At 65.4% G+C, this 21,388-nt stretch carries 19 protein-coding genes and 1 tRNA gene; 9 read left to right on the top strand and 11 right to left on the bottom strand.

Features of this window, described 5'->3' with window-relative positions; all coding sequences use genetic code 11:
- Positions 1-9: 9 nt before the first annotated feature.
- From ACHAA3_RS12345 to ACHAA3_RS12335, 3 genes are read left to right on the top strand one after another with little or no spacing between them, the layout of a single operon-like run.
- Positions 10-1,005 (top strand): branched-chain amino acid ABC transporter permease, encoded by a 996-nt coding sequence (locus tag ACHAA3_RS12345; protein ID WP_435709321.1) that lies wholly within the window; start codon positions 10-12, stop codon positions 1,003-1,005.
- Positions 995-1,921 (top strand): ABC transporter ATP-binding protein, encoded by a 927-nt coding sequence (locus tag ACHAA3_RS12340; RefSeq protein WP_435709320.1) that lies wholly within the window; start codon positions 995-997, stop codon positions 1,919-1,921. The genes ACHAA3_RS12345 and ACHAA3_RS12340 overlap by 11 nt, the downstream gene beginning before the upstream one ends.
- Positions 1,918-2,700, top strand: coding sequence for an ABC transporter ATP-binding protein (locus tag ACHAA3_RS12335; RefSeq protein WP_435709319.1), 783 nt, complete (start codon positions 1,918-1,920; stop codon positions 2,698-2,700). Before ACHAA3_RS12340 ends, ACHAA3_RS12335 begins: the two co-directional genes overlap by 4 nt.
- Positions 2,701-2,754: 54 nt before the next feature.
- Here ACHAA3_RS12335 and ACHAA3_RS12330 read toward each other — a convergent pair whose 3' ends face one another.
- The 3 genes from ACHAA3_RS12330 to ACHAA3_RS12320 all read right to left on the bottom strand — a co-directional run bounded on the left by ACHAA3_RS12330 (position 2,755) and on the right by ACHAA3_RS12320 (position 5,942).
- Positions 2,755-3,669: a type IV toxin-antitoxin system AbiEi family antitoxin gene (locus tag ACHAA3_RS12330; RefSeq protein ID WP_435709318.1), complete on the bottom strand. Its 915-nt coding sequence runs from the start codon at positions 3,667-3,669 to the stop codon at positions 2,755-2,757.
- Positions 3,670-3,859: 190 nt separating this feature from the next.
- Entirely contained in the window at positions 3,860-5,143 is a 1,284-nt protein-coding gene (locus tag ACHAA3_RS12325; protein WP_435709317.1) for an ABC transporter substrate-binding protein, read from the bottom strand.
- A gap of 187 nt (positions 5,144-5,330) precedes the next feature.
- Positions 5,331-5,942 carry an ANTAR domain-containing response regulator gene (locus tag ACHAA3_RS12320; protein WP_435709316.1) on the bottom strand — a complete coding sequence of 204 codons (612 nt, stop codon included), beginning with the start codon at positions 5,940-5,942 and terminating at the stop codon, positions 5,331-5,333.
- A gap of 30 nt (positions 5,943-5,972) precedes the next feature.
- On the opposite strand from ACHAA3_RS12320, the gene ACHAA3_RS12315 reads away from it, so the two are divergent.
- Both ACHAA3_RS12315 and ACHAA3_RS12310 read left to right on the top strand, forming a co-directional pair.
- A tRNA-Leu gene (locus tag ACHAA3_RS12315) sits at positions 5,973-6,055 on the top strand.
- 263 nt (positions 6,056-6,318) lie between these two features.
- Complete coding sequence (locus tag ACHAA3_RS12310; RefSeq protein ID WP_435709315.1) at positions 6,319-9,486, top strand: ATP-binding protein; 3,168 nt, start codon at positions 6,319-6,321, stop codon at positions 9,484-9,486.
- Between the two features lie 19 nt (positions 9,487-9,505).
- Here ACHAA3_RS12310 and ACHAA3_RS12305 read toward each other — a convergent pair whose 3' ends face one another.
- The 3 genes from ACHAA3_RS12305 to ACHAA3_RS12295 all read right to left on the bottom strand — a co-directional run bounded on the left by ACHAA3_RS12305 (position 9,506) and on the right by ACHAA3_RS12295 (position 12,152).
- Positions 9,506-10,387, bottom strand: a complete 882-nt coding sequence (locus ACHAA3_RS12305; RefSeq protein ID WP_435709314.1) for an ABC transporter permease — start codon at positions 10,385-10,387, stop codon at positions 9,506-9,508.
- Positions 10,384-11,388: an ATP-binding cassette domain-containing protein gene (locus tag ACHAA3_RS12300; protein ID WP_435709313.1), complete on the bottom strand. Its 1,005-nt coding sequence runs from the start codon at positions 11,386-11,388 to the stop codon at positions 10,384-10,386. Before ACHAA3_RS12300 ends, ACHAA3_RS12305 begins: the two co-directional genes overlap by 4 nt.
- A 230-nt stretch (positions 11,389-11,618) precedes the next feature.
- A complete protein-coding gene (locus tag ACHAA3_RS12295) occupies positions 11,619-12,152 on the bottom strand; it encodes a class I SAM-dependent methyltransferase (protein ID WP_435709312.1) in 534 nt (177 codons plus the stop codon).
- A gap of 43 nt (positions 12,153-12,195) precedes the next feature.
- Between ACHAA3_RS12295 and ACHAA3_RS12290 the strand changes: the two genes are divergently transcribed.
- Positions 12,196-12,963 carry a hypothetical protein gene (locus tag ACHAA3_RS12290; RefSeq protein WP_435709311.1) on the top strand — a complete coding sequence of 256 codons (768 nt, stop codon included), beginning with the start codon at positions 12,196-12,198 and terminating at the stop codon, positions 12,961-12,963.
- Positions 12,953-14,263, top strand: a complete 1,311-nt coding sequence (locus ACHAA3_RS12285; RefSeq protein ID WP_435709310.1) for a copper resistance protein CopC — start codon at positions 12,953-12,955, stop codon at positions 14,261-14,263. The genes ACHAA3_RS12290 and ACHAA3_RS12285 overlap by 11 nt, the downstream gene beginning before the upstream one ends.
- Before the next feature lies 1 nt (position 14,264).
- Here the strand turns inward: ACHAA3_RS12285 and ACHAA3_RS12280 are convergent, their stop codons facing one another.
- On the bottom strand, positions 14,265-15,365 hold the full coding sequence (locus ACHAA3_RS12280; protein WP_435709309.1) for a DegT/DnrJ/EryC1/StrS family aminotransferase: 1,101 nt from the start codon (positions 15,363-15,365) through the stop codon (positions 14,265-14,267).
- A 22-nt stretch (positions 15,366-15,387) separates the two neighbouring features.
- A complete protein-coding gene (locus ACHAA3_RS12275; protein WP_435709308.1) occupies positions 15,388-16,755 on the bottom strand; it encodes an NDP-hexose 2,3-dehydratase family protein in 1,368 nt (455 codons plus the stop codon).
- Between the two features lie 335 nt (positions 16,756-17,090).
- Between ACHAA3_RS12275 and ACHAA3_RS12270 the strand changes: the two genes are divergently transcribed.
- Both ACHAA3_RS12270 and ACHAA3_RS12265 read left to right on the top strand, forming a co-directional pair.
- Positions 17,091-17,495, top strand: coding sequence for a cupin domain-containing protein (locus ACHAA3_RS12270; RefSeq protein WP_435709307.1), 405 nt, complete (start codon positions 17,091-17,093; stop codon positions 17,493-17,495).
- Positions 17,496-17,571: 76 nt separating this feature from the next.
- Complete coding sequence (locus tag ACHAA3_RS12265; RefSeq protein WP_435709306.1) at positions 17,572-18,501, top strand: NAD(P)/FAD-dependent oxidoreductase; 930 nt, start codon at positions 17,572-17,574, stop codon at positions 18,499-18,501.
- Between the two features lie 24 nt (positions 18,502-18,525).
- Here the strand turns inward: ACHAA3_RS12265 and ACHAA3_RS12260 are convergent, their stop codons facing one another.
- The 3 genes from ACHAA3_RS12260 to ACHAA3_RS12250 form a co-directional block, all read right to left on the bottom strand.
- On the bottom strand, positions 18,526-19,764 hold the full coding sequence (locus ACHAA3_RS12260) for a cytochrome P450 (protein ID WP_435709441.1): 1,239 nt from the start codon (positions 19,762-19,764) through the stop codon (positions 18,526-18,528).
- Positions 19,765-19,829: 65 nt separating this feature from the next.
- Positions 19,830-20,849 (bottom strand): DUF1702 family protein, encoded by a 1,020-nt coding sequence (locus tag ACHAA3_RS12255; RefSeq protein ID WP_435709305.1) that lies wholly within the window; start codon positions 20,847-20,849, stop codon positions 19,830-19,832.
- Positions 20,830-21,375: a flavin reductase family protein gene (locus ACHAA3_RS12250; protein WP_435709304.1), complete on the bottom strand. Its 546-nt coding sequence runs from the start codon at positions 21,373-21,375 to the stop codon at positions 20,830-20,832. The genes ACHAA3_RS12255 and ACHAA3_RS12250 overlap by 20 nt, the downstream gene beginning before the upstream one ends.
- Positions 21,376-21,388 lie beyond the last annotated feature (13 nt).

The following is a 21,388-nucleotide window of genomic DNA, read 5'->3' as shown; positions in this document are numbered from 1 at the left end:
GGGGCTGTCATGGACATCGGAGCAATCATCGACGCCGCGGTCTCCCAGGCCATCGGCCCGCAGGCCATCGTGTTCGCCATCGCGGCGATCGGTCTCAACATCCACTTCGGCTACACCGGGCTGCTGAACTTCGGCCAGGCCGGCTTCATGGCGCTCGCCGGGTTCGCCCTCGCCGTCACCATGGTGCAGTTCGACCTGCCCCTGGCGATCGGCCTCGTCATGGGTCTGATCGCCTCGGTGATCCTGGCCTTCATCCTCGGTGTGCCGACCCTGCGGTTGCGGGCGGACTACCTGGCCATCGTCACCATCGCCAGTGCCGAGGTCATCCGTCTCATCCTCGGCGCGGTGGAGTTCAAGGGCCTGTTCGGCGGGTCCAACGGACTCAACGGATACGTCGGCGAGTTCCAGGCACTCAACCCCTACGACAGCGGCCTCGACATCGGCATCGGTTCCTGGAGCCGCAACGACCTGTGGTCGATGACCGTCGGGTGGACCATCGTCGGCCTCGGCTGCCTGCTGGTCTGGGCGCTGATGCGCAGCCCGTGGGGACGCCTGCTGCGGTCCATCCGTGAGGACGAGGACGCGGTCCGCTCGCTGGGCAAGAACGTGTTCAGCTACAAGATGCAGTCGCTGGTCCTCGGTGGCGTGTTCGGCGGCATCGCCGGCATGTTCCACGTGCTCAAGCAGGGCTCGGCCGTGCCGACCGACTTCAACACCACCTTCACGTTCTTCGCGTACGCGGCCCTGCTGATCGGTGGTGCGGCTCGCGTGCTCGGCCCCGTCGTCGGTGCGATGATCTTCTGGTTCCTGGTCTCCGGACTCGGCCAGCTGTTCGGTCAGCTCACGTCGGGCACGGACCCGTTCTTGCCCACGTGGCTGATGACCAACACTCAGTCGAGCCTGGTGCGCTTCATCGTGCTCGGTGCTGGACTCATGCTGCTGATGATCTTCCGACCCCAGGGGATCTTCGGCGATCGAAGGGAAATCGCGATCGATGCCCGCTGAATACACGAAGACCACCGTCGAGCAAGCTCGAGCCAAGCTCAAGGACGTCCCCCACGAGCCGGGTGCCCCCAAGCCCGACCCGATCGTCAAGGGCGCCAACATCACCCGACTGTTCGGCGGACTCACGGCCGTCGACGTCGAGAAGATCGAGATCCAGCGCGGTGTCATCACGGCACTGATCGGACCGAACGGCGCCGGCAAGACGACGTTGTTCAACCTGCTGACCGGTTTCGACGAGCCCAACACCGGCGACTGGACGTTCAACGACAAGCAGCTCGCCAAGGTGCCGGCCTTCAAGGTCGCGCGCGCCGGCATGGTGCGCACGTTCCAGCTGACCAAGGTGCTGGCCAAGCTGAGCGTCATCGAGAACATGCGCCTCGGCGCCACCGGTCAGAAGGGCGAGAAGTTCTGGGCGGCCCCGTTCAAGGCGCTGTGGGGCGGCCAGGAGGACGAGGTCACCCAGCGAGCCGACGAGCTGCTGGCACGGTTCAAGCTCGACGCCAAGCGTGAGGACTTCGCCGGCTCGCTGTCCGGCGGTCAGCGCAAGCTGCTCGAGATGGCCCGCTCGCTGATGGTCGACCCCGAGCTGATCATGCTCGATGAGCCCATGGCCGGCGTGAACCCGGCGCTCAAGCAGTCGCTACTCGGGCACGTGAAGTCGCTGCGCGACGAGGGTCGTTCGGTGCTGTTCGTCGAGCACGACATGGACATGGTGCGCGACATCTCTGACTGGGTCATCGTCATGGCCCAGGGCCAGATCGTGGCCGAGGGAACCCCTGAGTCGGTCATGGCGAACCCCGCCGTGATCGATGCCTATCTCGGTGCGCACCACGACACCGACCTGACCGAGATGTCGACCGAGCAGGTCGAGGCCGACGCCGCCGCCGAGCTCGACGCTGACAAGGAAACATCATGACCGAGGCTCCCGAACAGACCGAGCGCGACAAGCACCTGGCGCACGCCGACGGTGCGGTGCTGCGCGCCGATGACCTGATCGCCGGCTACCTGCCGGGCGTCAACATCCTCAACGGCGCAGACCTGTACTGCCACAAGGGGGAGCTGGTGGGCATCATCGGCCCCAACGGTGCTGGCAAGTCGACCCTGCTGAAGGCCATGTTCGGCCTGGTCAAGGTGCACGAGGGCAGCGTGACGCTGCAGGGCAAGAAGATCACCAACCAGCGCGCCGACCAGCTCGTGACCCAGGGCATCGGTTTCGTCCCTCAGAACAACAACGTGTTTCCGAGCCTCACGATCGAGGAGAATCTCGAGATGGGCTGCTACCAGGAGCCCAAGAAGTTCGGTGATCGCTTCGACTTCGTGACCGGGATCTTCCCGCGCCTGGGCGAGCGTCGCAAGCAGCGCGCCGGTTCGTTGTCCGGTGGTGAACGTCAGATGGTGGCCATGGGGCGGGCCCTGATGATGGACCCGTCGGTGCTGCTGCTCGACGAGCCCTCAGCGGGCCTGTCCCCCGTGCTGCAGGACGAGGTGTTCGTGCAGACGCGCAACATCAACCAGGCTGGCGTCTCGGTCGTGATGGTCGAGCAGAACGCTGCGCGCTGCCTGCAGATCTGCGACCGCGCCTACGTGCTGGACCAGGGCCGCAACGCCTACTCCGGCGCCGGCCGCGACCTCGCCAACGACCCCAAGGTCATCGAGCTCTATCTCGGCACCCTGGGCAAGAAGGACGCTTCCTAGTCCGCTGACGAGTCACGTAGACCCGGTGAGGAGTCACGTAGACCCCGTGAGGAGTCACGTCCACCACCGCGGAATCGGAGTGATCCCCAAGATCTTGCCGAGTTCCTGCTCGAACCGCGGGTCGGTACCGAAGATGCCCTCATAGCGTGCAACCACGATGACGAAGCCGACGGCCTCGATCAATCCTCGGCGGTCCAGGTCGTGCAGCGTGTCGAGTCCAGAGGTGTGGAACTGTCGGCCGTCGAACTCCACGCCGACGCGGCGGCGCCGGTAGGCCAGGTCCAGGAATCGGCGCTGGCCCGCGGCATCGACCACCTCGAGCTGCGCCTCGGGCACCGGCAGGCCGGCGTCGATGACGCGCAATCGAGTCCACGACTCCCCCGGACTCGCCGACTTCGGCTCGATGTATCGGGCAAGCACTCGTGCCTGTCGGATTCCTCGGTATCCCTTCAGCTCAGCCAGATAAGCGCGCACGTCCATCGGCCGCACGGCACCGATCCGCGCGAGGGCATCTGCGGACGCCAGGGCATGCGGACGATACTGCTTGCGCAGGAGATCGGCGGCCGTGCGTACGGGGCTGGTGACAGGCACGCCCTCGACCTCGACGATGTCGGTGTCTTCCAGCAGCGCCTGGCGGCAGTCGATACCTTCGACACGGCTGCGACCTCGGCCATGTGGCACCACCCATCGGGGCGCGAGCCGATGCCGGTCGCTGGGCTTGTGCGCGTCGACACCCCAGATCCAGGCGGCGGTCTCGTCGCTGAGCACCGCGTGCTCAGGCACGGCCAGCCGCGCGGCCGCGATCCGCGTCTCGCGTGTGTCATCGGCGCGCGCGTCCTGATAGACCCGGTCGAACACCCGCACCAGGTCGCCGATGTTCACCGCGGCGCGAAACGCGTTGCGATCCAGGCCGACCCGCTCGTGGTCGCCATGCACGAACGGAGCACCATCGTTCAACAAATTCATCATCGAGACAGTGGACCCGATGGTGCGCTGACGCGGAGTTCGCTCATCCACAGGGTGATCTACGTGACTTCTCACCGGGCCTGCGCGACTCGCCAGCGGGTCTACGTGACTCCTCGGCGATGGGACACACGCGCGGACGGCCCCCGCGCCGGAGCGCGGGGGCCGTCGTGGTGCTGCGATCAGGTGGTGCTGATCAGATGCTGCCGGCGATGAACTCGACGGCGGTGTACTCGTTCTGAGCGTCGTACTCGTAGATGCCGATCGAGGCGGCCGTGGGGCTGCCCGTCTCGCTCATGTCGATCGGACCGGAGACACCGTCGTAGTCGATGTCGGTCTCCGGGTCGTCCTCGAGCATGGCAGCGCAGTCAGCGAACGTCGTGCACTTCTCGCCACCCTCGGTGACGCTGGGCAGCGCGGAGGCGATGGACTCACCCGAGTCGTCACCGGCGGCGATGGCCGCGAGAGCCGACGTGACGACGGCGTCGTAGGACTCCGCCGCATAGCTGTAGACACCGTTGAGATCAGGGTCGATCTCGTCCAAGCGATCCTTGAAGTCGCCGGCAGCGTCGGCACCGGGGATAGTTCCCTTGGTGCCCTCGAGGGTTCCGTCAGGCAACGGGGTGGTCGACTCGGCGCCGTAACTGGCGGTGTTGCCGTCGACGAAGTACGTCGGAATGTCCGTCGGACCAGCGCCTGCGCTGACCAGCTTGGGGATGATCGACGTGGTCTCGTCGAACGCGATCAGCACGATTGCGTCGGGCTCGGCGTCGGCCACGGCCGAGATCTGCGTGTCGCTCGGGCCGTCCTTCTCGCTGTACAGCTCGTTGATGGCGACGGTGGAGCCGGCTGCCTCGAGGTTCTTGGAGACCTCGCTGGCCAGCACCTCGCCGTAGGAGTCCTGGCGAGCCAGGATCGCCACGTTCTGGCGTCCGTCCTTGACCAGCAGGTTCGCCATGACGGCTCCCTGCAGCACGTCGGACGGGGCGGTGCGGAAGTACAGGTCGGGCTCTGCGTAGTCGCCCTCGTCGAACTCGGTCGAGGTGTTGGCGGGCGAGTACATGACGACGCCGGCCGACATGATCTTGTCGATGACGGTCAGCGAGACACCCGAGGATGCCGCGCCGACGATGACGTCGGAATCGGCCTTGATCAGCTTGTCGGTCTCGGCCGGGGCGATGCCGTTGTCGGTGTCACCGGAGTCACCGCGAACGCCAACGACGTCCTCGCCGAGCACACCGCCGGCCTCGTTGATCTCCTCGACGGCCAGGTCGACGCCTGCGAACTCCGGCGGGCCGAGGAACGACAGGCTGCCCGTCTGGGGCAGCAGCGTGCCGATCGTGAGCGTTCCGTCGCCCTGGGCGGCAGGAGCGTCCTCGCTGCCTTCGGAGCCCGAGTCGTCACTGCCACAGGCAGCAAGCACCAAGGCGCTGGCGGCTGCGACCGCACTGAGACGGAGCATGTGGGAATTGCGCTTCATCAATCCTCCGGATTGTGTGGGGATGGCGGTGACACACAATCGGCATGTGCCCCTCATTTCCCCGAACGCTAGTCTTCCGTGGGGCCAGATGGGCCGGAGTCGCACAAGTGCTGGGCAACGTAGTCGATTTGTAACCGGGCCGCCGCCTGAATTACCATCTCGGGCTGCATCACGACTCTGGGCTCGATCAGGACTCTGGGGCTGAGGAGGGAAGCGCATCGTCGATGACGGCGCGGGCCACCTGCAGCATCGACAATCGCAGATCCATGGCCGTGTGCTGGATCCAGCTGAAAGCCTCGGGCTCGCTCATGGCCTGTCGCTCCTGCAGGATCGACTTGGCCCGCTCGATGCTCTTGCGGGTCTCGAGTCGCTCCGACAGGTCGCCGACCTCGCGCTCGAGGGCCGTCATCTCGGCATACCGGCTGCGGGCCATCTCGATCGCGGGCACCAGGTCGGATCGGGTGAACGGCTTGACCAGGTAGGCCATGGCGCCGGCTTCACTGGCCCGATCGACCAACTCACGCTGGCTGAACGCGGTGAGCATCACCACGGGGGCGATGCGAGCACGAGCGATCTGGGCAGCCGCCTCGATCCCGTCGAGCTTGGGCATCTTGACGTCCATGATCACGAGGTCGGGCCGGTGCTCGATCGCCAGGGCCACGGCCTGCTCCCCGTCGCCGGCCTGGCCCACCACGTCATAGCCCTCCTCGGCGAGCATCTCGGCCAGGTCGAGCCGAATGAGGGCCTCGTCCTCGGCGATCACGACACGAGGAGCCGAGGTGCTGGCAGGAGTATTCACATGAGAAGGTTATCGGGCGCTTCGGTGCATGCCGAGTTGGCGGAATGGTAGACGCGACGGTCTCAAAAACCGTTGTCTGAAAGGGCGTGCGGGTTCGAGTCCCGCACTCGGCACCGGGAACCTGGGCTCTGTGACTGATCGTTCGGGCTGTGGCCCTCACCTTCAGCAGGTCGGACCCACGGGGAGCCTCCTGGGCTCACCAGCGTCGAGCGCGAGATCAAGATTCTCTGATGGCATCACTGTCCGCCTCGAGACACATCGAGTGGTGACACAGCCGAGGAATCGGTGCATATCGCCGAGCCCCACAGGTCGATCCGTGAGGAAGGCATGTCTCCCGTTGACGACAGCGTGGCCGAATGGGACAGAATCAGCAGTGATGAAACGAACCATTCTTGGCCGCGACGAGTGGATCCTGCGCCTGCACGCTGACATCGACCGAACGACGTCCAGCCACGGCGGGCTGCTGCTGATCAGCGGTGAGGCAGGCATCGGGAAGACCACCTTGGTCGCCGGGCTGATCGAGCGCGCTCGAGACCAGGGCGCGATCGCCGTGGTCGGGACGTGCTCGGGCTCGGCCTCGGCGCCTGACCTGTGGCCGTGGACCCAGATCGTCCGGGCCATTCAGCGAGCCCTTGGCACGGCCGCCTTCGATGAGTTCGCGACCAGCGTCGGGCTTGACGCGTCTGACCTAGTGCCTGCTGCCGGACGGGCAGCCGATCTGGCAGATCACCAGTTTGCCCTGTTCGACGCCACGGCTGCGATGCTGTCCGCGATCTCGCATCACGCCCCTTTGGTCCTCGTGCTCGAAGACCTGCACTGGGCTGATGAGCCGTCGGTGGAGCTGCTGGACTTCCTGGCGCGGCATGCGTGGTTCGAACGGATCCTTCTCGTCGCGACCTACCGGGACACCGAAGTCAGCCAACCTGGACATCCCTTGCACCAGCAAGTAAGCGTGCTCAGCCCCCAGGCTGGTTCCATCCAGCTCACCGGGCTCGATCAGAAGGCGGTTGCCTCCCTGCTGAGGCGAGTCACGGGTCACGAACCCGAAGACTCGTTCGTTGCGTTCGTGCACCGTCGCACCGGTGGCAATCCGTTCTTCATCGAGCAAACAGCACGGTTGTGGGCCGGCGGCCACGATCCCCAGGTCATCCCCCCGGGCGTCACCGAAGCTGTGCGACGTCGGCTGGACGGCATGTCGACCGACACCGTCAAGCTTCTCCAGGCCGCCGCGATCCTCGGGGCGTCCTTCACGTACACACTCCTGTGCTCGGTGCTCTCCATGCGGGGCGCGCGAGTTTCGACAGCCATTGCCACCGCACTGTCCGCGCGGCTCCTGCAGGTCAGCGAGCACGGTTCCTACGCATTCGTCCACGACCTCGTTCGCGAGACGGTTCTGGCTGATCTCTCCGAGCATCTCGCAGCGACCTTGCATGCTGCCGTCGTGGAGGCGCTGGCCGATCTTTCGGACGAGCTCCTTCCCGGGCAGGCCGCCGAGCATGCGGTGCGAGCCGCACACCTGGTCCCCTCAGAACGCACCGTCGACCTGCTCGTGGCGGCCGGTCGCGATGCCAATGCCCGCATGGCTCCCGCGGAGGCGATTGAGTTCTACCGGCGAGCTGCTGAAGTCACGCAGGACCACGACCGAGCCATCCTGATCCGACTCGACCTCAGTGCTGAGGTCTACTTCAAGGCCACGATGAACCGCCAGTCGACGCTGGAAGCGGCAGAGCTCTTCGACGGGCTCATCATCGACGCTGAGGACGCCTCTGCGGCCGTGGCGGCTCGAGTGGCCCTTGCGGCCATGGATCACGCAGATATCGACGCCGTCCGAGCCGACGCCCTGCTTCGCTCCAGCGCCCGTCACGTGTTGGGGTTTACGCCACCCGAGAACACGCTTGATCTCGCAGACGTTCTGTCACGAGACTTGGCAGATGCGGCTCGCGCCGGCTCGGATGACACGACGCTCTCGAACGTGCTGACCGCCCGGCACGCGGCACTGTGGCAGTCCGGCAAGGCTCGGGAACGGTACCAACTCATGGCCGAGCTGGTGACCGTTGCTCGGCGCACCGGAGCCCGTGATGCCGAGCAGTTCGCCACATCGATGCTGTGGGTCTCCTTGCTGGAACTGAATGACCCCGCTTATCTGGAGCAGTACCGGGCGTTTGTCGCTCTCAGTTCTCGATACAAGACGCCACGATTCTCGGTCGCCTCGCACGTCGACACGGTGGTGATCGCATGCTTCCGAGGACGGTTCGCCGAGGCTTTCGAGAGCTTCGCCGGCCTTCAGGAGCAGATTCCGCACGAGGATCTGTACTGGTGGATGGCGCAGTACGTTCGGTGGCTGCTGCACCTTCGCCAGGGCGATCTGACCCAAGCGGGGTCGGTCATGCGACGCCTCGTTCGAACCGACCTGGACTACTCGATCATCCTGGCAGCCCAGGCCTGCGAGGAAGGCCGCTTTGCCGAGGCCGCGGAGCACCTGCGATCTGAACGGATTGCGCCCTCCGCCGACGATGCTGCACCCACGAGGGGGCACAGCATGACCCTTCAGCCCTTGCGAGATCGGGTCTGTGCGCAGGTGGCTGCCGGAACAGGTGACCCCGACTTCATTGCAGTCGCTCGGGAGCGCCTGGGGCCGCACAGCGGTACCTGGTCCGTCGACATCTTCGGCATCGAGATCGGTGGTCCGATCGACATGTACCTCGGCGCGGTGGAGGCGAGGGCGGGCAACACCGTGCAAGCGATCGCTTTGCTGGAACGGGCGGTCCGTGCCGCCGAACAGATGTCCACTCCGTACTGGGCAACCGCATCGCGCCTCACCCTGATCGAATCGCTGGCACCCGACGAGCCACGCCGAGCGGAGCTGATCGACCAAACTGCGAGCGTCCTGGCAGACCTGGACGCGAAGGGCTTGCAGAGCCGGCTCGAGGCGATCTGCGGTGACACCGCTCCCAAGTCGCCCCGTCCGCAGGTGTCGGTAACCGGGTCCCGCATCGTCGGGCAGTTCCGACGCGAGGCGACGGTATGGATGATCGGTCTCGGCGAGGAGCTCATCCCTGTCCCCGACACCAAGGGAATGGGTGATTTGCACAGCCTCATCAGCAATCCCGGAGTCGAGATCTCGAGCATGCAACTGCTGAACCCCACCGGTGCGGCCGACATTGATCGTGCCACGCGTTTCGGCGGGGACCCGATGGTGGATCAGACGGCGCGAGAGCAGTACCGAGCCCGGCTCAACACCCTCGATGCGATGCTCGATGAAGCGGGCTGGGACGGCCACGTGGCGCGCAGGGATGAACTGTCAGCTGAGCGAGACGCGTTGATTGCCGAGCTACGGGCCGCAACGGGCCTGGGTGGCCGGTCCCGCGTCTTGGGCGATCAGGCCGAGCGGGCCCGTAAGACCGTCAGTGCCCGCATCCGAGACACCTTTCGGAAGCTCGACACCCAGCATCGGGCACTCGCGGCCCACCTCCGGGACTCGGTGAGCACGGGCACGCACTGCCGATACTCACCGAGCGTCCCGGTCGACTGGCGCTTGAGATAGCAGCTCTCCGGCCGAACCTCTACTTGCGGTTGTAGAGCCGCATCGTCGCCGAGCCAAAGACGGCGATGATCCCGGCACTCACGAGGGCAAGCCAGACCAGGTCCGTATCGGAAGACTGACCGGACATCAGACCTCGAACGCAGTCCACCACGATGGTGATCGGGTTCACCTTGACGGCCGCCTCCAGCCATCCCGGCATCGTGCTCGGATCGACATAAGCGCTGGACAGGAACGTCAGCGGCATGATCACCATCATTGAGAAGGCCATCACGGACTTCTCCGAGCGGAGCAGCAACCCCAGCATCGTCCAGACCCACGACAGTGCGAAGCAGAACACGACGAGCACACCTACACCTGCGAGCACCCCGATCGCTCCACCTTCGGGCCGATAACCCAGGATCAACGACAGCACCACGATCACAGCAGAGGCAACCAGGTAGCGGAAACCATCGCCGAGGAGGTAACCCACCATCGGCGCTGGACGCCAGATCGGCAGAGTTCGAAACCTGTCGAAAACGCCCTTGGTGATGTCGGTGTTCACCGCCAAGCCTGTGTACATCGTGATCATCACGATGCTGACCACCAGAATTCCCGGAATGAAGAATGGCAGGTAGTCGTTCGGAGTTCCGGCCAAGGCGCCACCGAACAGGTAGGTGAACATCAGCGTCATCATGATCGGGAAGAGGGTGACGTCGAAGAGTTGCTCCGGAACGTGCTTGATCTTCAGCATGGCCCTCCACCCGAAGGTGATGGAGGCGGCCCAGGCCGAGGGGCGCGGCGGTCGCTCGTCGGAGAAGAGCTCACGGAGATCGGCCGCAAGAGGAGCAGGGGCCAGGGCTGCCTGCCCCTCGCTGCCGTCGGGAGCGGTTTCGTCGGTGATGGTCGAGTCGGTGCTGGTCATGCCTCATCCTCCGTGTGAGAAGTTGCGGGGCTGTTGGTCAAGGCGAGGAAGACTTCGTCGAGGCTTGGCTGGCCGAGCGCGAAGGAGTCAACGACGATCCCGGCCCGAGCGAGCTCGCCGAGGGCGACTCCCGCTCGGTGAGCAGCCAGTTCGGTGACGGCGGTGCTGTCGGGTGCAGTTGTCCCAGCCCCCAGGCTGGCGCTGAGCCCGACCGGGTCTGGGTCTCGCTGGACTTCGGTTCCAAACGCATCAGCCAGGAGCCTTGCCGCATCCTCGCGACGGTCGGAATTGCGCAGACGAAGACTCACCGAGCCCATGCCGATGGATGACTTCAGCTCGCCCTTAGTTCCTTCGGCGATGACCTTGCCCTGGTCGATCACTGCAATCCTGGATGCCAGCTGGTCGGCCTCGTCCAGGTATTGGGTCGTCAACATGACTGTGGTCCCCTGTTCCACGATCGCTCGGATGATGGACCACACCTGATTGCGGCTTCGGGGGTCGAGGCCGGTGGTCGGTTCGTCCAGGAAGAGCAATTTGGGTCTGGACAACAAGCTGGCTGCAATGTCGAGACGTCGCCGCATTCCGCCCGAGTAGGTTTTCACTTGGCGCTTGGCCGCCTCAGTCAGTCCAAACGTCTCCATCATCAGATTCGAACGTTCAGCCGCGGCCGATTTGGAGTGACCGATCAGACGCCCGAGCAGGATCAGGTTCTCGGTGCCGGTGAGGTCTTCGTCGACCGAGGCGTACTGGCCGGTCATGCTGACCAAGCTGCGCACCTCATCGGCTTCACGCACCACGTCGTGCCCGAAGATCTGCGCCCCACCGCCGTCAGGTCGGGACAAAGTCGCGAGCATCCGCACCGTTGTCGTCTTGCCTGCACCGTTGGGACCCAACAGGCCGTACACGGTCCCCGGCTCGACACGCAGGTCCAGGTGGTCGACCGCAACAGTGTCACCGAATGTTTTGACCAAGCCGTGGGCTTCGATGGCCGCTACTGACATGGAGTGCTCCTCTCTCGTGGCTCTCAACTCACAGGCGCTAGGAGAAGCGTTCGGTTCGCTAGATCGGATCTAGCGAACCGAGGGCGCCGCAGCTGCGGCACGCTGAGAGCCAGGTGACAGCCCGGCACACCGGGGCGGCCCAGCCGCGCGCAAGAGCCCAGCACCACCGTCGTCGTCGTCATCGTCATCGGTCGAGGCCGACACCCGGGCGACGCCGTCAGCGTAGATTCTCAGCTCTCCAGGGGGCGGCGAAGGAGGTGCGTGTTCCACCGATCGTCGTGCCGACCCTGATGAAAGGTCTGCCACTGGATCACGAGACCGGCGTCGGTGTAACAAGACTCAAGGTCCTGTGTGGGCCATAAAGCCGTGTGCCAGTCACCGCTGACATCCAGACCCTCGCCCTCTCGCATCGAGAGCAGGACGTATCCCCCAGGGCGCGTCGCTTGAAAGATTCGTCTCAGCACGTCGGGAAGTTGAACGTGCAGGACATGAATCAAGACGCACAGCGCTTGCACCGCGTCATATGGCCCACCCAGATCGTCGGTGAGGACATTGAGACGCTCAGCGATCAGCCCTCGCCTTCGCTGCATGTCCAAGAACGACTCGGTGGCATCGGTGCGACGTACCGTCAGGCCCAGACTTTCGAGCAAGTCAGCGTCATAGCCAGTGCCGGAGCCAACTTCGAGCACCACCGCTGGGCGAGGTAGGACTGCAGCCAACTGATGCATCGCCTCAGCGCTGCCCTCGAAGGGGTCGGATCCCACGATCTCGGCGTACGTCTGCGCATATCCCTCGTACGCCGCGACGGTGCGAGAGTTGCGCTCGGAAGCCTCAGCCCACTCATCGTCTGTCTCGCGTGCACCTGCCATAACCGCCCCCGATCAGTCCGGACAGACTACGGCACCCCCGACAGTCAGACGGCTGGATCGCCGCCTGCTTGAACAACAGCACGAGCGAAGAAGCGACGCAGCCCCCCCGGGCAGCACGCTGGAGGCGGTGACAGAAACGGGAGGCCTCGCCATGTCGGACACGGCAACAGCCAGCAAGAACGACACGGCAAACTCGAGGAAGAAACGTACGCTCCGCATCATCGATCAGCATCACTCAGCGTGCCTGATGGTGTTCGCAACCATCGTGGTCCTGCACTGGATCGAGCACCTCACCCAAGCGGTGCAGATCTACCTGCTCGAATGGCCGAGACCAGAAGCTGGTGGCGTGCTGGGCCTGTTCTTCCCTTATCTGGTCACCAGCGAGTTGTTGCACTACGGCTTCGCCAGCATCATGCTGATCGGGCTGTGGTTGCTGCGCCACGGATTCAGCGGTTCCGCGCGGCAGTGGTGGACCCTGACGCTCGCCATTCAGTTCTGGCACCATTTCGAGCATCTTCTCCTCCTGATACAGGCCCTGAGTGGCTCGAACCTGGGCGGCGCACCGGTGCCGACCAGCCTGGTCCAGTACCTCGTGCCTCGGGTCGAGCTGCACCTGTTCTACAACGCAGTGGTCACGATCCCGATGGTCGTCGCGATGGTCCTTTACTACCGCCGCACCCCGGCTGGGGCTGTCGATGACACCTAGGCCTCTACCGGACCGCTTCAGGCAAGTCACCGCGGCATGCGTCGCAGCGGTCGCGCTGGTCTGCATCGACACGGCGATCCTTGCCCCCGGGGCATACGGGCACACCAGCATTGACCTGATCTCACCGGAACCGGACGAACGGCTCGCGGTACTGCCCGACTCGATCAATCTGGAGTTCTCGGACCCCGTTGAGGGCCGCAACGTGCGGGCCACGCTGACGCTCTCCAACACGACAGAGGTGAAGCTGCCCGAGCCGGTAGGCGTCGACGGTGACGTCTCGATCGACCTGCCCGAGCCCTCCACCACCGCCGACGCTGAAGGAAGCTATCTGCTGACGGTCGGCGTCGTCGGGGCGGACGGGCACGCGGTCCAGTCCCAGTTCGCCTTCGTGGTCGGCGATGGCCCGTTGATCGACGCCACCGGTCAGATCAGTGGCGGGGCCAACACCCCGGCAGGGTTAGCCACGGCCCTGCTCATCTCCTCATTAATCTTGCGGAGCGCGTTCGTCGTGCTGATGGGCGGCCTCGTCGTGGCCATGTCTTGGCGTGCGGCGCTGAACCACCGGGCCATCCGAGGGACCGTCCTGGGGGCTGGCGTCCTGACGTTCATCGCGTCCATCGCCGAAGCCGGGCTACAGAACGCTGAGGCAGCGTATGCGAGCGGTGTCGCGACAACGCTCACCTTCGACCCACTGGCCACCCCGTTCACACGCCTGATGTGCCTCGGCGGAGTGATAGCCCTGGTCTGGGCGTTGGCCATCGTCGGAATGAAGCCCCGAGACGACGGACAACCAGCCGTGGGATGGGTCAACACGGCGCTCATCGCCGGCGCTATCTGCACGGTGGCAGCGGCCGGTACCTCCCACGCAGCCAGTCAAGGCGCCTTCTTCGCGCTCGCCGTCGTCCACACAGCAACTGTGAGTGCATGGCTTGGCGGCGTGCTCTTCCTCTACCTCGGCGTCCGTCTGGTCGGACCCGCACCTGCACCGACCCTGGCGAGCTTCCGCACCCTGGCACTTGCCCTGGCGGCTGTCGGAATCATCAGCGGCGTGACATTGGCGCTCGCGCTGACCGGTGGTCTGCGGGGGGCGGACGGACCCTACCTCGTGTGGCTCGGCGCGAAAGCCACAGCTGTGGTCGCACTTCTGGCCGCCGCGGCGCGTTCGGCGTACCTGACGAACGCACCCAGGCGCGGGCAAACCACTGCGCGCCAACCCAAGGCGCTGCTCATCGAGCTAGGAGCTGGCGCGTTGGCCATGGTGGTCGCCGCAACCCTGGCGGCGGTCCCACCCACGTCATGAGTCAGACGATCGCTCGAAGGACCTCGATCACCCGCTCCTGATCGGTTTCGGTCAGCGTCGGGTACATCGGGAGGGAGAAGATCTGCCCGGCCATCTCTTCGGTGACTGGGAGAGATCCAGGCCGATACCCGAGATCTTCGAACCCCGGCATCGTGTGCACCGGCCACCGGTAGCTGACATTGAGGTCCAGTCCACGCTCGGATGCTTGCCGCAGCAGACGGTCCCGCTCGAGATGGCGGACTACATACAGGTAGTAGACGTGCGTGTTGCCCGATGCGGGCCTCGGCAGGACTAGATCAGTGCCTGCCAGCCCCTCCTCGTACCGACGGGCGATGTCCTGCCGCCGGGCGATGTAGTCATCGAGTCGCCCCAGCTTTCGGAACAGGATCTCAGCCTGGACCTCATCCAGGCGTGCATTGTGTCCCGGCGTCTCGATGACCCGGTAGTCTTTTTCCATGCCGTAGTAGCGGAGTCGGCGCACGTTCTCGGCCAGGTCGTCGCGACTCGTGATCACGGCCCCTCCGTCTCCGTACGCGCCGAGCACCTTCGTCGGGTAGAAGGAGAACGCCGCGAGGTCGCCACTGGCTCCCGCTACGACGCCTCCCTGACTGGCTCCGTGTGACTGTGCACAGTCCTCCAGGACAGGAATACCGAACTCTGCCGCAACTTCGTTGACAGGACCCATCGCGACGCACTGGCCGTACAGGTGAACGGGCAGCAGGCAGGCCGTGCGCTCGGTGACCACCGAGCGGAGTTGGTCAGTGTCCATCAAGTAGGTGCCGGGGTCGATATCGACGAAGACGGGGCTCGCACCCACCTGGTCGATCGCCACCACTGTCGGAGCGGCAGTGTTGGAGACCGTGACGACTTCGTCGCCGGGTCCCACCCCCAAGGCTCGAAGCCCCAAGACGATCGCGTTCGTACCGTTGTCGACCGACACACAGTGGTCCACTGCATGTCGTTGCGCATATGCCTTCTCGAAGCGGGCCACGCTCCGCCCCAGAACCAGCTGCCCTGACCTGAACACCGTGTCGACGGCGTCGAGAATGTCGTCTCGCTCATTGTCGTACTCGGTGAGGTAGCTCCATACTCCGATACCCATCTCCCCCGCTCCTTCTTCTCAGCTATTCCTCGTGCTCAGCCAGTACTGACTGGAGACAGGTCAGCAGGCTCCGCGCCTGGATGTTCACGTAGTTCTCGTGTTCCAGGAGCTCGCTGAGCTGGCCAACTGTCAGCCAGGCAAACTCCGGTGGTGTCTCGACGTCGTCCAGCTCCACGATGAGATGACGGTTGCTCATTCGAAAGAATCGACCGCCCTCGTCGGACAGCATCTGGTCGAAGTGCACTTGGTCTGGTCGGGCGGCCAGCACTCGGTCAAGCAGCGGCGGCATGGGCGACCCGCCCTGTCGGTTGTGGGCCGGTGTGCACTGAACTGTGGGGCCAACCTCTGGTCCGTCGAGATTGCCGCCCTCGGACCGCAACCGGGCGAGCAGGTGCACGACACCGTCGATGCGTCGCACCACGAATGCCACGACACCTGGCCCGCTGGCCGGGGCGAGGATCGGCTGGTCCCACGACGTCACCTCCCGGCCGTTGGCGCGCACCTGCACGCCCAGCACCCGGAAGAACCGATCATCTGCGTGCGAGATGCGCTCGCCGGTGAAGCGCCAGTGCGCGACGTTCTGCAACGGAATTCGGCGCACGACGAGTTGTTGCACGGTGCGAGTGCCGGTGATCCACTGGCCGAGTTCGGCCCGTGATGTCACACCACCGTCGGTCGAGCAGAACGATCGTCCGAGTGCTTCGCGGAACGTCGTTCCGGGCAGGTCGTCGTGTCGCCCTCGGAAGTGAAACGGGAGGCAGGACAGGACTGACCTTGCCTCCATGTTGACCACATTGTCCATCCGCATGAGAGTGGCAATCTGGCCTAGGGTCAGCCAGTGAAAGTTCGGCAACACCGGCACGTCGCCGGTAACTTCGACCACCATGTTGCGGTTGCGCTTGCGCTGAAAGCACGACCCATGCTCTGACTGGCGCACATCGGCCAGGATGCGCCGACGTGGCTGCGCCTCGGCGCCACCGAAGAAGTGCTCGAGGTACGGCGTCGATGCTCCCCCGTGACGACGGGTGAAGTTGCTGCGAGTCGCTTGGACGGTAGGTGAGAGTTGAATCCCGTTGATGTTTCCCGGCTCCGCCTTGTTCTGCATGAGGCAATGCAGGACCCCGCCGATCTCGCGGATCAGCAGGCCAAGCATGCCGACTTCGCGCTGCACGATGGCTGGCTGCTGCCACCAGTGCGGGGTCGCTCCCCCGGACCGAGTGACGTCGATGCCCTCGATGGTGAAGAATCCGCCGCTGCGGTGCGAGATCGCGGGCTCTCCAGGGCCAGCATGCCACTGCTTCAGCTCTTCGAGAGGGACCACCGTCGCCTCCGTGAACATCGCGACCTGCTCGAGGCGCGTGTGCTCGAGGTACTCGGCCAGCGACGTCACTCGCCCCGAGGAGGACAGGCTCCTCAGCAACGCCCTGGATGCCTCCCCTGCACTGCCGGAGCGGCTTGAGAGGCGTGGTTGCGTTGCGAACATTGCAACCCTCCTTTGCGGGCGTTGCGGCCAGGGACGACGAACGCGAGTTCGGACCGAGCCGCATTCGCGCTCAGCGTCGCACCACCGCTGGGCGTGCGCCAGCCCCTCGAGCAAGGAGCGCACGACCTGAGAAGGTTCACGTATTCAACGGGCCTACGAGCAACCTCGGAGATGGGCATCAGGAGCGCAACGCCCTAGCGTTGCGGCATCCCGCCTTTCGAATGACCCACGAGGAGCCGCACATGCCGAAGGTCTCGCGAGAGAGCGCGACACAGATCGAGGAAGTTGGACCTGTCCGGGACCGGTTCGAGGTCCTTCACGGATACTCGGTCAACTTCACGATCTTCGACGAGGACATCGACGCTACCCCGTTGCTCGAGGGCCTCCCTCAAGACGAGTGCCAGTGCCCGCACTGGGGATACGTCATCGAGGGCCGGATGATCGTCAGCGTCGGCGGCGTCGATGAGGTGTACGAAACCGGAGAGGCTTTCTACACCCCGCCCGGTCACGTTCCCATCCACCACCAGGCTCACACCAAGGTCGTCATGTTCAGCCCTGAAGACGAGCTGCGCCGAACCGGCGACGCTGTGGCGGAGAACGCTGAGACGCAGGGCCTGCGGGTGCAAAGGCCGCCTCAATTCTTGTGATCACGGTCCGAGTCCTGCACATCTGATCTCCCAGGCACGGCCATCCCACTACCTCCCCTCGACCAAGGAGACACACGTGTTCGATGCCATCATCGTCGGAGGCGGGCCGGCGGGTTTGTCCGCCGCGCTCACCCTGGGACGCGCTCTGCGTCCCGCCTTGCTGATCGACTCTGGCGAGTACCGCAACTCACGGGCCGCGGACATGCACAACGTCTTGACGCGGGACGGCATGGCACCACAGGAGTTCCGAGCCATCGCGCATTCCCAGCTCGAGGCATACGCCACCGTCCAGACCCGCAGCGTCGCGGTCGACCACGGCAAGCACCTGCCCGGCGGGGAGGGATTCGAGCTGTCGCTAGGTGACGGCACGACCGTCCAGACTCGCCGTCTGGTCATCGCAACGGGGCTGGCCGACGACCTGCCGCCGATCGAGGGAATGCAGGAGCTGTGGGGTCGCGGCGTCTACCACTGCCCCTACTGCCACGGATACGAGACTCGTGACACGACCATCGCCGTGCTCTCCGGCGACCCCATGATGATCGAGTTGGCGCTGCACCTGCGACGGTTCAGTTCCGACGTGGTCCTGTGCACCAACGGCGATGACATCGACAGCACCGCAATGAGCCGGCTGTCTCACCAAGAGATCGCTGTCCGCGGCGAGAGGGTGGTGCGGCTTGAGCCCGGCACGAAGGGACTCGAACGCGTCGTCTTCGAGTCGGGTGCGAGCCTCAATCGGCAGTCCATGTTCGCGATGTCTCAGTACCGGCAGCGGTCCGACCTAGCTGCCCAACTCGGGTGTGACCTTTTACCGGATGGCTGCGTCGCGGTCGACGACTTTCAGGTCACTAGCGTCCCCGGGGTGTACGCGGCCGGGGACATGGCGCACCGCACGAGTCTGCCCATGCCGACGCCGTTCGTCGTCACAGCCACGGCCAGCGGCACGATCGCCGCGATCTCGGCCGACAAGAACCTCGTTGCGACCGACACCGCGTTCCGCCCGGCCTGAGTGGATCGGACCGTTCAGCTCGTCTCAGCGCTGCTGTGGCGTCGCCCTTCGGCCGGACACGACGTACGACGTCCCGCGCCCGACCGTCAGTGACATCCGGGCCAGCACACCGGTCCTCCGACCCACGACCGGTCGCAGCACCAGTCGCCGACTCGCCTCGGCGAGCCACAACGTCGCCTCGACGTCCGCCAAGGCGACGCCCGGGCAGCCTCGCGGTCCCAGGCCGAACGGGTGGTATCGCCCGTGATCGGACCGTGACAGGAACCGGGTCGGGTCGAACTGATCTGGATCTGTCCAGCCGTCGCGCTGCACCTCGGCCGTGATGACACACACGTCGTCACCAGCTCGAACCGGCCACCCGTCGATGACGTCGTTCTGGACAGCTCGGCGACTCAGGAGCCAGACGGGGGGGCGCAGCCGGAGAACTTCCTTGATCACGGCCGTCGTGAGCCGGAGCTGACCCATCATCTTCAGCACGCTGGCGGGATCATCAGTGGGTTCGCCGGCATCGTCGCGCTCCTCGGCGAGCGCGTCAAGCAGCGCGGGTCGCCGGCTGAGCTCGTCAATGGCCCAGGTCAGTGTCGAGGCAGTGGTCTCGTACCCGGCGAGGAACAGGGAGACAACGCCATCTCGGTCAGCCCATGCCGGAGGTTCCTCATCGACCGTCGTGGATGCATGAACGGCCGCCACGACATGGTCGGCCATCTCGTCGAGAACTGCTCGCGCCTCCGCGAGACGGCGCTCGGCCCGCGGACGCAACCAGGCTGGCACACGGTCTTGGCTCATCGCGCGGAACATGGCGTCGTCCTGGATCAGATCCAAGGCATGAGCGACCGGTCGAACTTCCGGCGGTGGGACGTCGAGCACGGTGCACAGGCAACGCACCGCGTACTGCGCGAGGACTCCGTCGACTGGCAATTGACGTGAAACCGGGACTGAGAGCTCAGCAACTGAGTCAGTCGCCAACTGATGGATGGCACCGGCGTGCTTGTGGACTGTGCGTGCCCGCAGCAACGGGTTCAGCGAACGTCGAGACCGTGCCCAGGCATGACCCTCACCGGTGAGAATTCCGTGCCCGAGGCCGGCTCGCGCCTCAGCCTGCCCCAGACCTTTCTCGTACCGCTCGGCCCGGTCGACCAGCACGTGCTTGACCGCAGCCGGGCTTGTCATCACATGCATCGGACGGCCAGGGAGCGGAACCGTGACTCCCCCCGGGTGCTCGCGCGCCAAACCAGTGAACGCCGCTGCGCGGTCGGTGAGCATGCCATGCAGCAAGCCCGGCATGCGGCGCAGAGGCAGCGACGCTGGCACTTGATCCTGACTTCCGGTCATGCCAGTCGAGCGGCAATCGCACGCCGCCAGTGCTCGTAGCCGCTCCAGTCGCCGGTGTCGGTACGAACAGGATCAGGCCTCGACTCCCGCGTCACGACCGACACCTCGTCGGCGCCACCACCACACAGCACCTGTGCCGCAACCTCTGTGTGCGGCACCTCCGTCCCCGCGCGGAGTCGTGCGTCGACAGCGAACGAGGCGCCCTGGGCGAGCCAGACACGGTCCTCGCCCGCCAGGTCTTGCAGCTGACGCAAGGCTGCGGCATCTCTGCCGCCCGCGTAGGCGGCTGCCAGCCCCATGCCTGCCCACAGCGAGCTGCGCACCTGCTGATCGAACCGGTCGATCAGCTCGGCGGCAACGGCAGGACTGCCGCCCGCGACGAACCACAGGGCTCGGCCGACGCCCTGCGCCAATTGCTGTTCCCCGTCCTCGACGCTTCCGGGCCAACGACGTTCCAGCGGGAACGGCACAGTCCTTTGCTCAAGTACCTTCTCAGTGCGGAAGAACGTCTGGTGGAACGCGAAGCCGTCCAAGATGAGCGGGGCGACCAACGGATCGAACCGCTCCAGCTTCGGCCACGCGGCACCTGGCACTCTGGCCAGCGACCAGCCAAGACCCACGTACAACATGTAGGCATGTCGCTCGCCGCTGAGCACGAGCAGGTCGGCGAAACGACGACCGCTGGGGCCGAACGCGTCCCGCACGCCGGCCGCCATGCCAAGACCCTCCATGGCGAATCCGCGCCACTGCACGGGAAGGACCTGGATCGCTGCAACAGCACCACGGACCGAGGCGGCCCGCAGACCGGCCCTGTACCCAGACAGGAACGACCGTCCCACCGGTTCGACGATGCTCGGCCCGGATTCCCACAGATGGAAACCGCGATGCCGCGGATCCACTTCCTTGACCGACGGCAGGAACAATCGCTCGCGGAGCCAGGCACCCGGCCCGGCACCGCCATCCACGAGCGGCTCGATGGTGGTTGGTGCGCCGTCGTCAGCGATGAGCAGGGGCATCGGTGTCCTCCTGGCGTGGTTGGGTTGGCGGCTGGGTGGCCCTCGGCGACCACTCCGAGATACGACCGTGCGCGAACACCAGCGGTGCACGGGCGGTGCTGCTTTCGAAGGACTGGACTTCGCCCACCACGATGATGTGGTCGCCACCGTCGTGGACAGCTCCGCGCCTGCACTCGAAAACCGCCTCCGCACCGGCGAGGACCGGAGCCCCGGTGACAGCCCCTGGTGCCCAGCTGGCTCCGACGAACTCGTCATCGCCGGCGGGGCGACTGTCATCGGCGAAATGTCGAGCTATCTGCATCTGACGCTCACCCAGGACCGACACTGCGAAATGTTCGGCACTTTGGATCAAGTCGTCCATGCGCGCGGACCGTGCAATGCACGCAAGAACCATGGGGGGCTGTAGAGACACCGCGGTGAAGGAGCTCGCCGTCATCCCGTGCGGGTGATCACCACCAACCGTCACGACGGTCACGCCCGTCGGGAACGAACCAAAGGCCTGGCGCAACCTGAAGCGTTCAGGCATGTGATCAGCTTCC

This window comes from Aeromicrobium sp. CF3.5, from assembly GCF_051262695.1.
GTDB lineage: Bacteria > Actinomycetota > Actinomycetes > Propionibacteriales > Nocardioidaceae > Aeromicrobium.
This window is presented reverse-complemented; position numbering and strand designations above follow the sequence as displayed.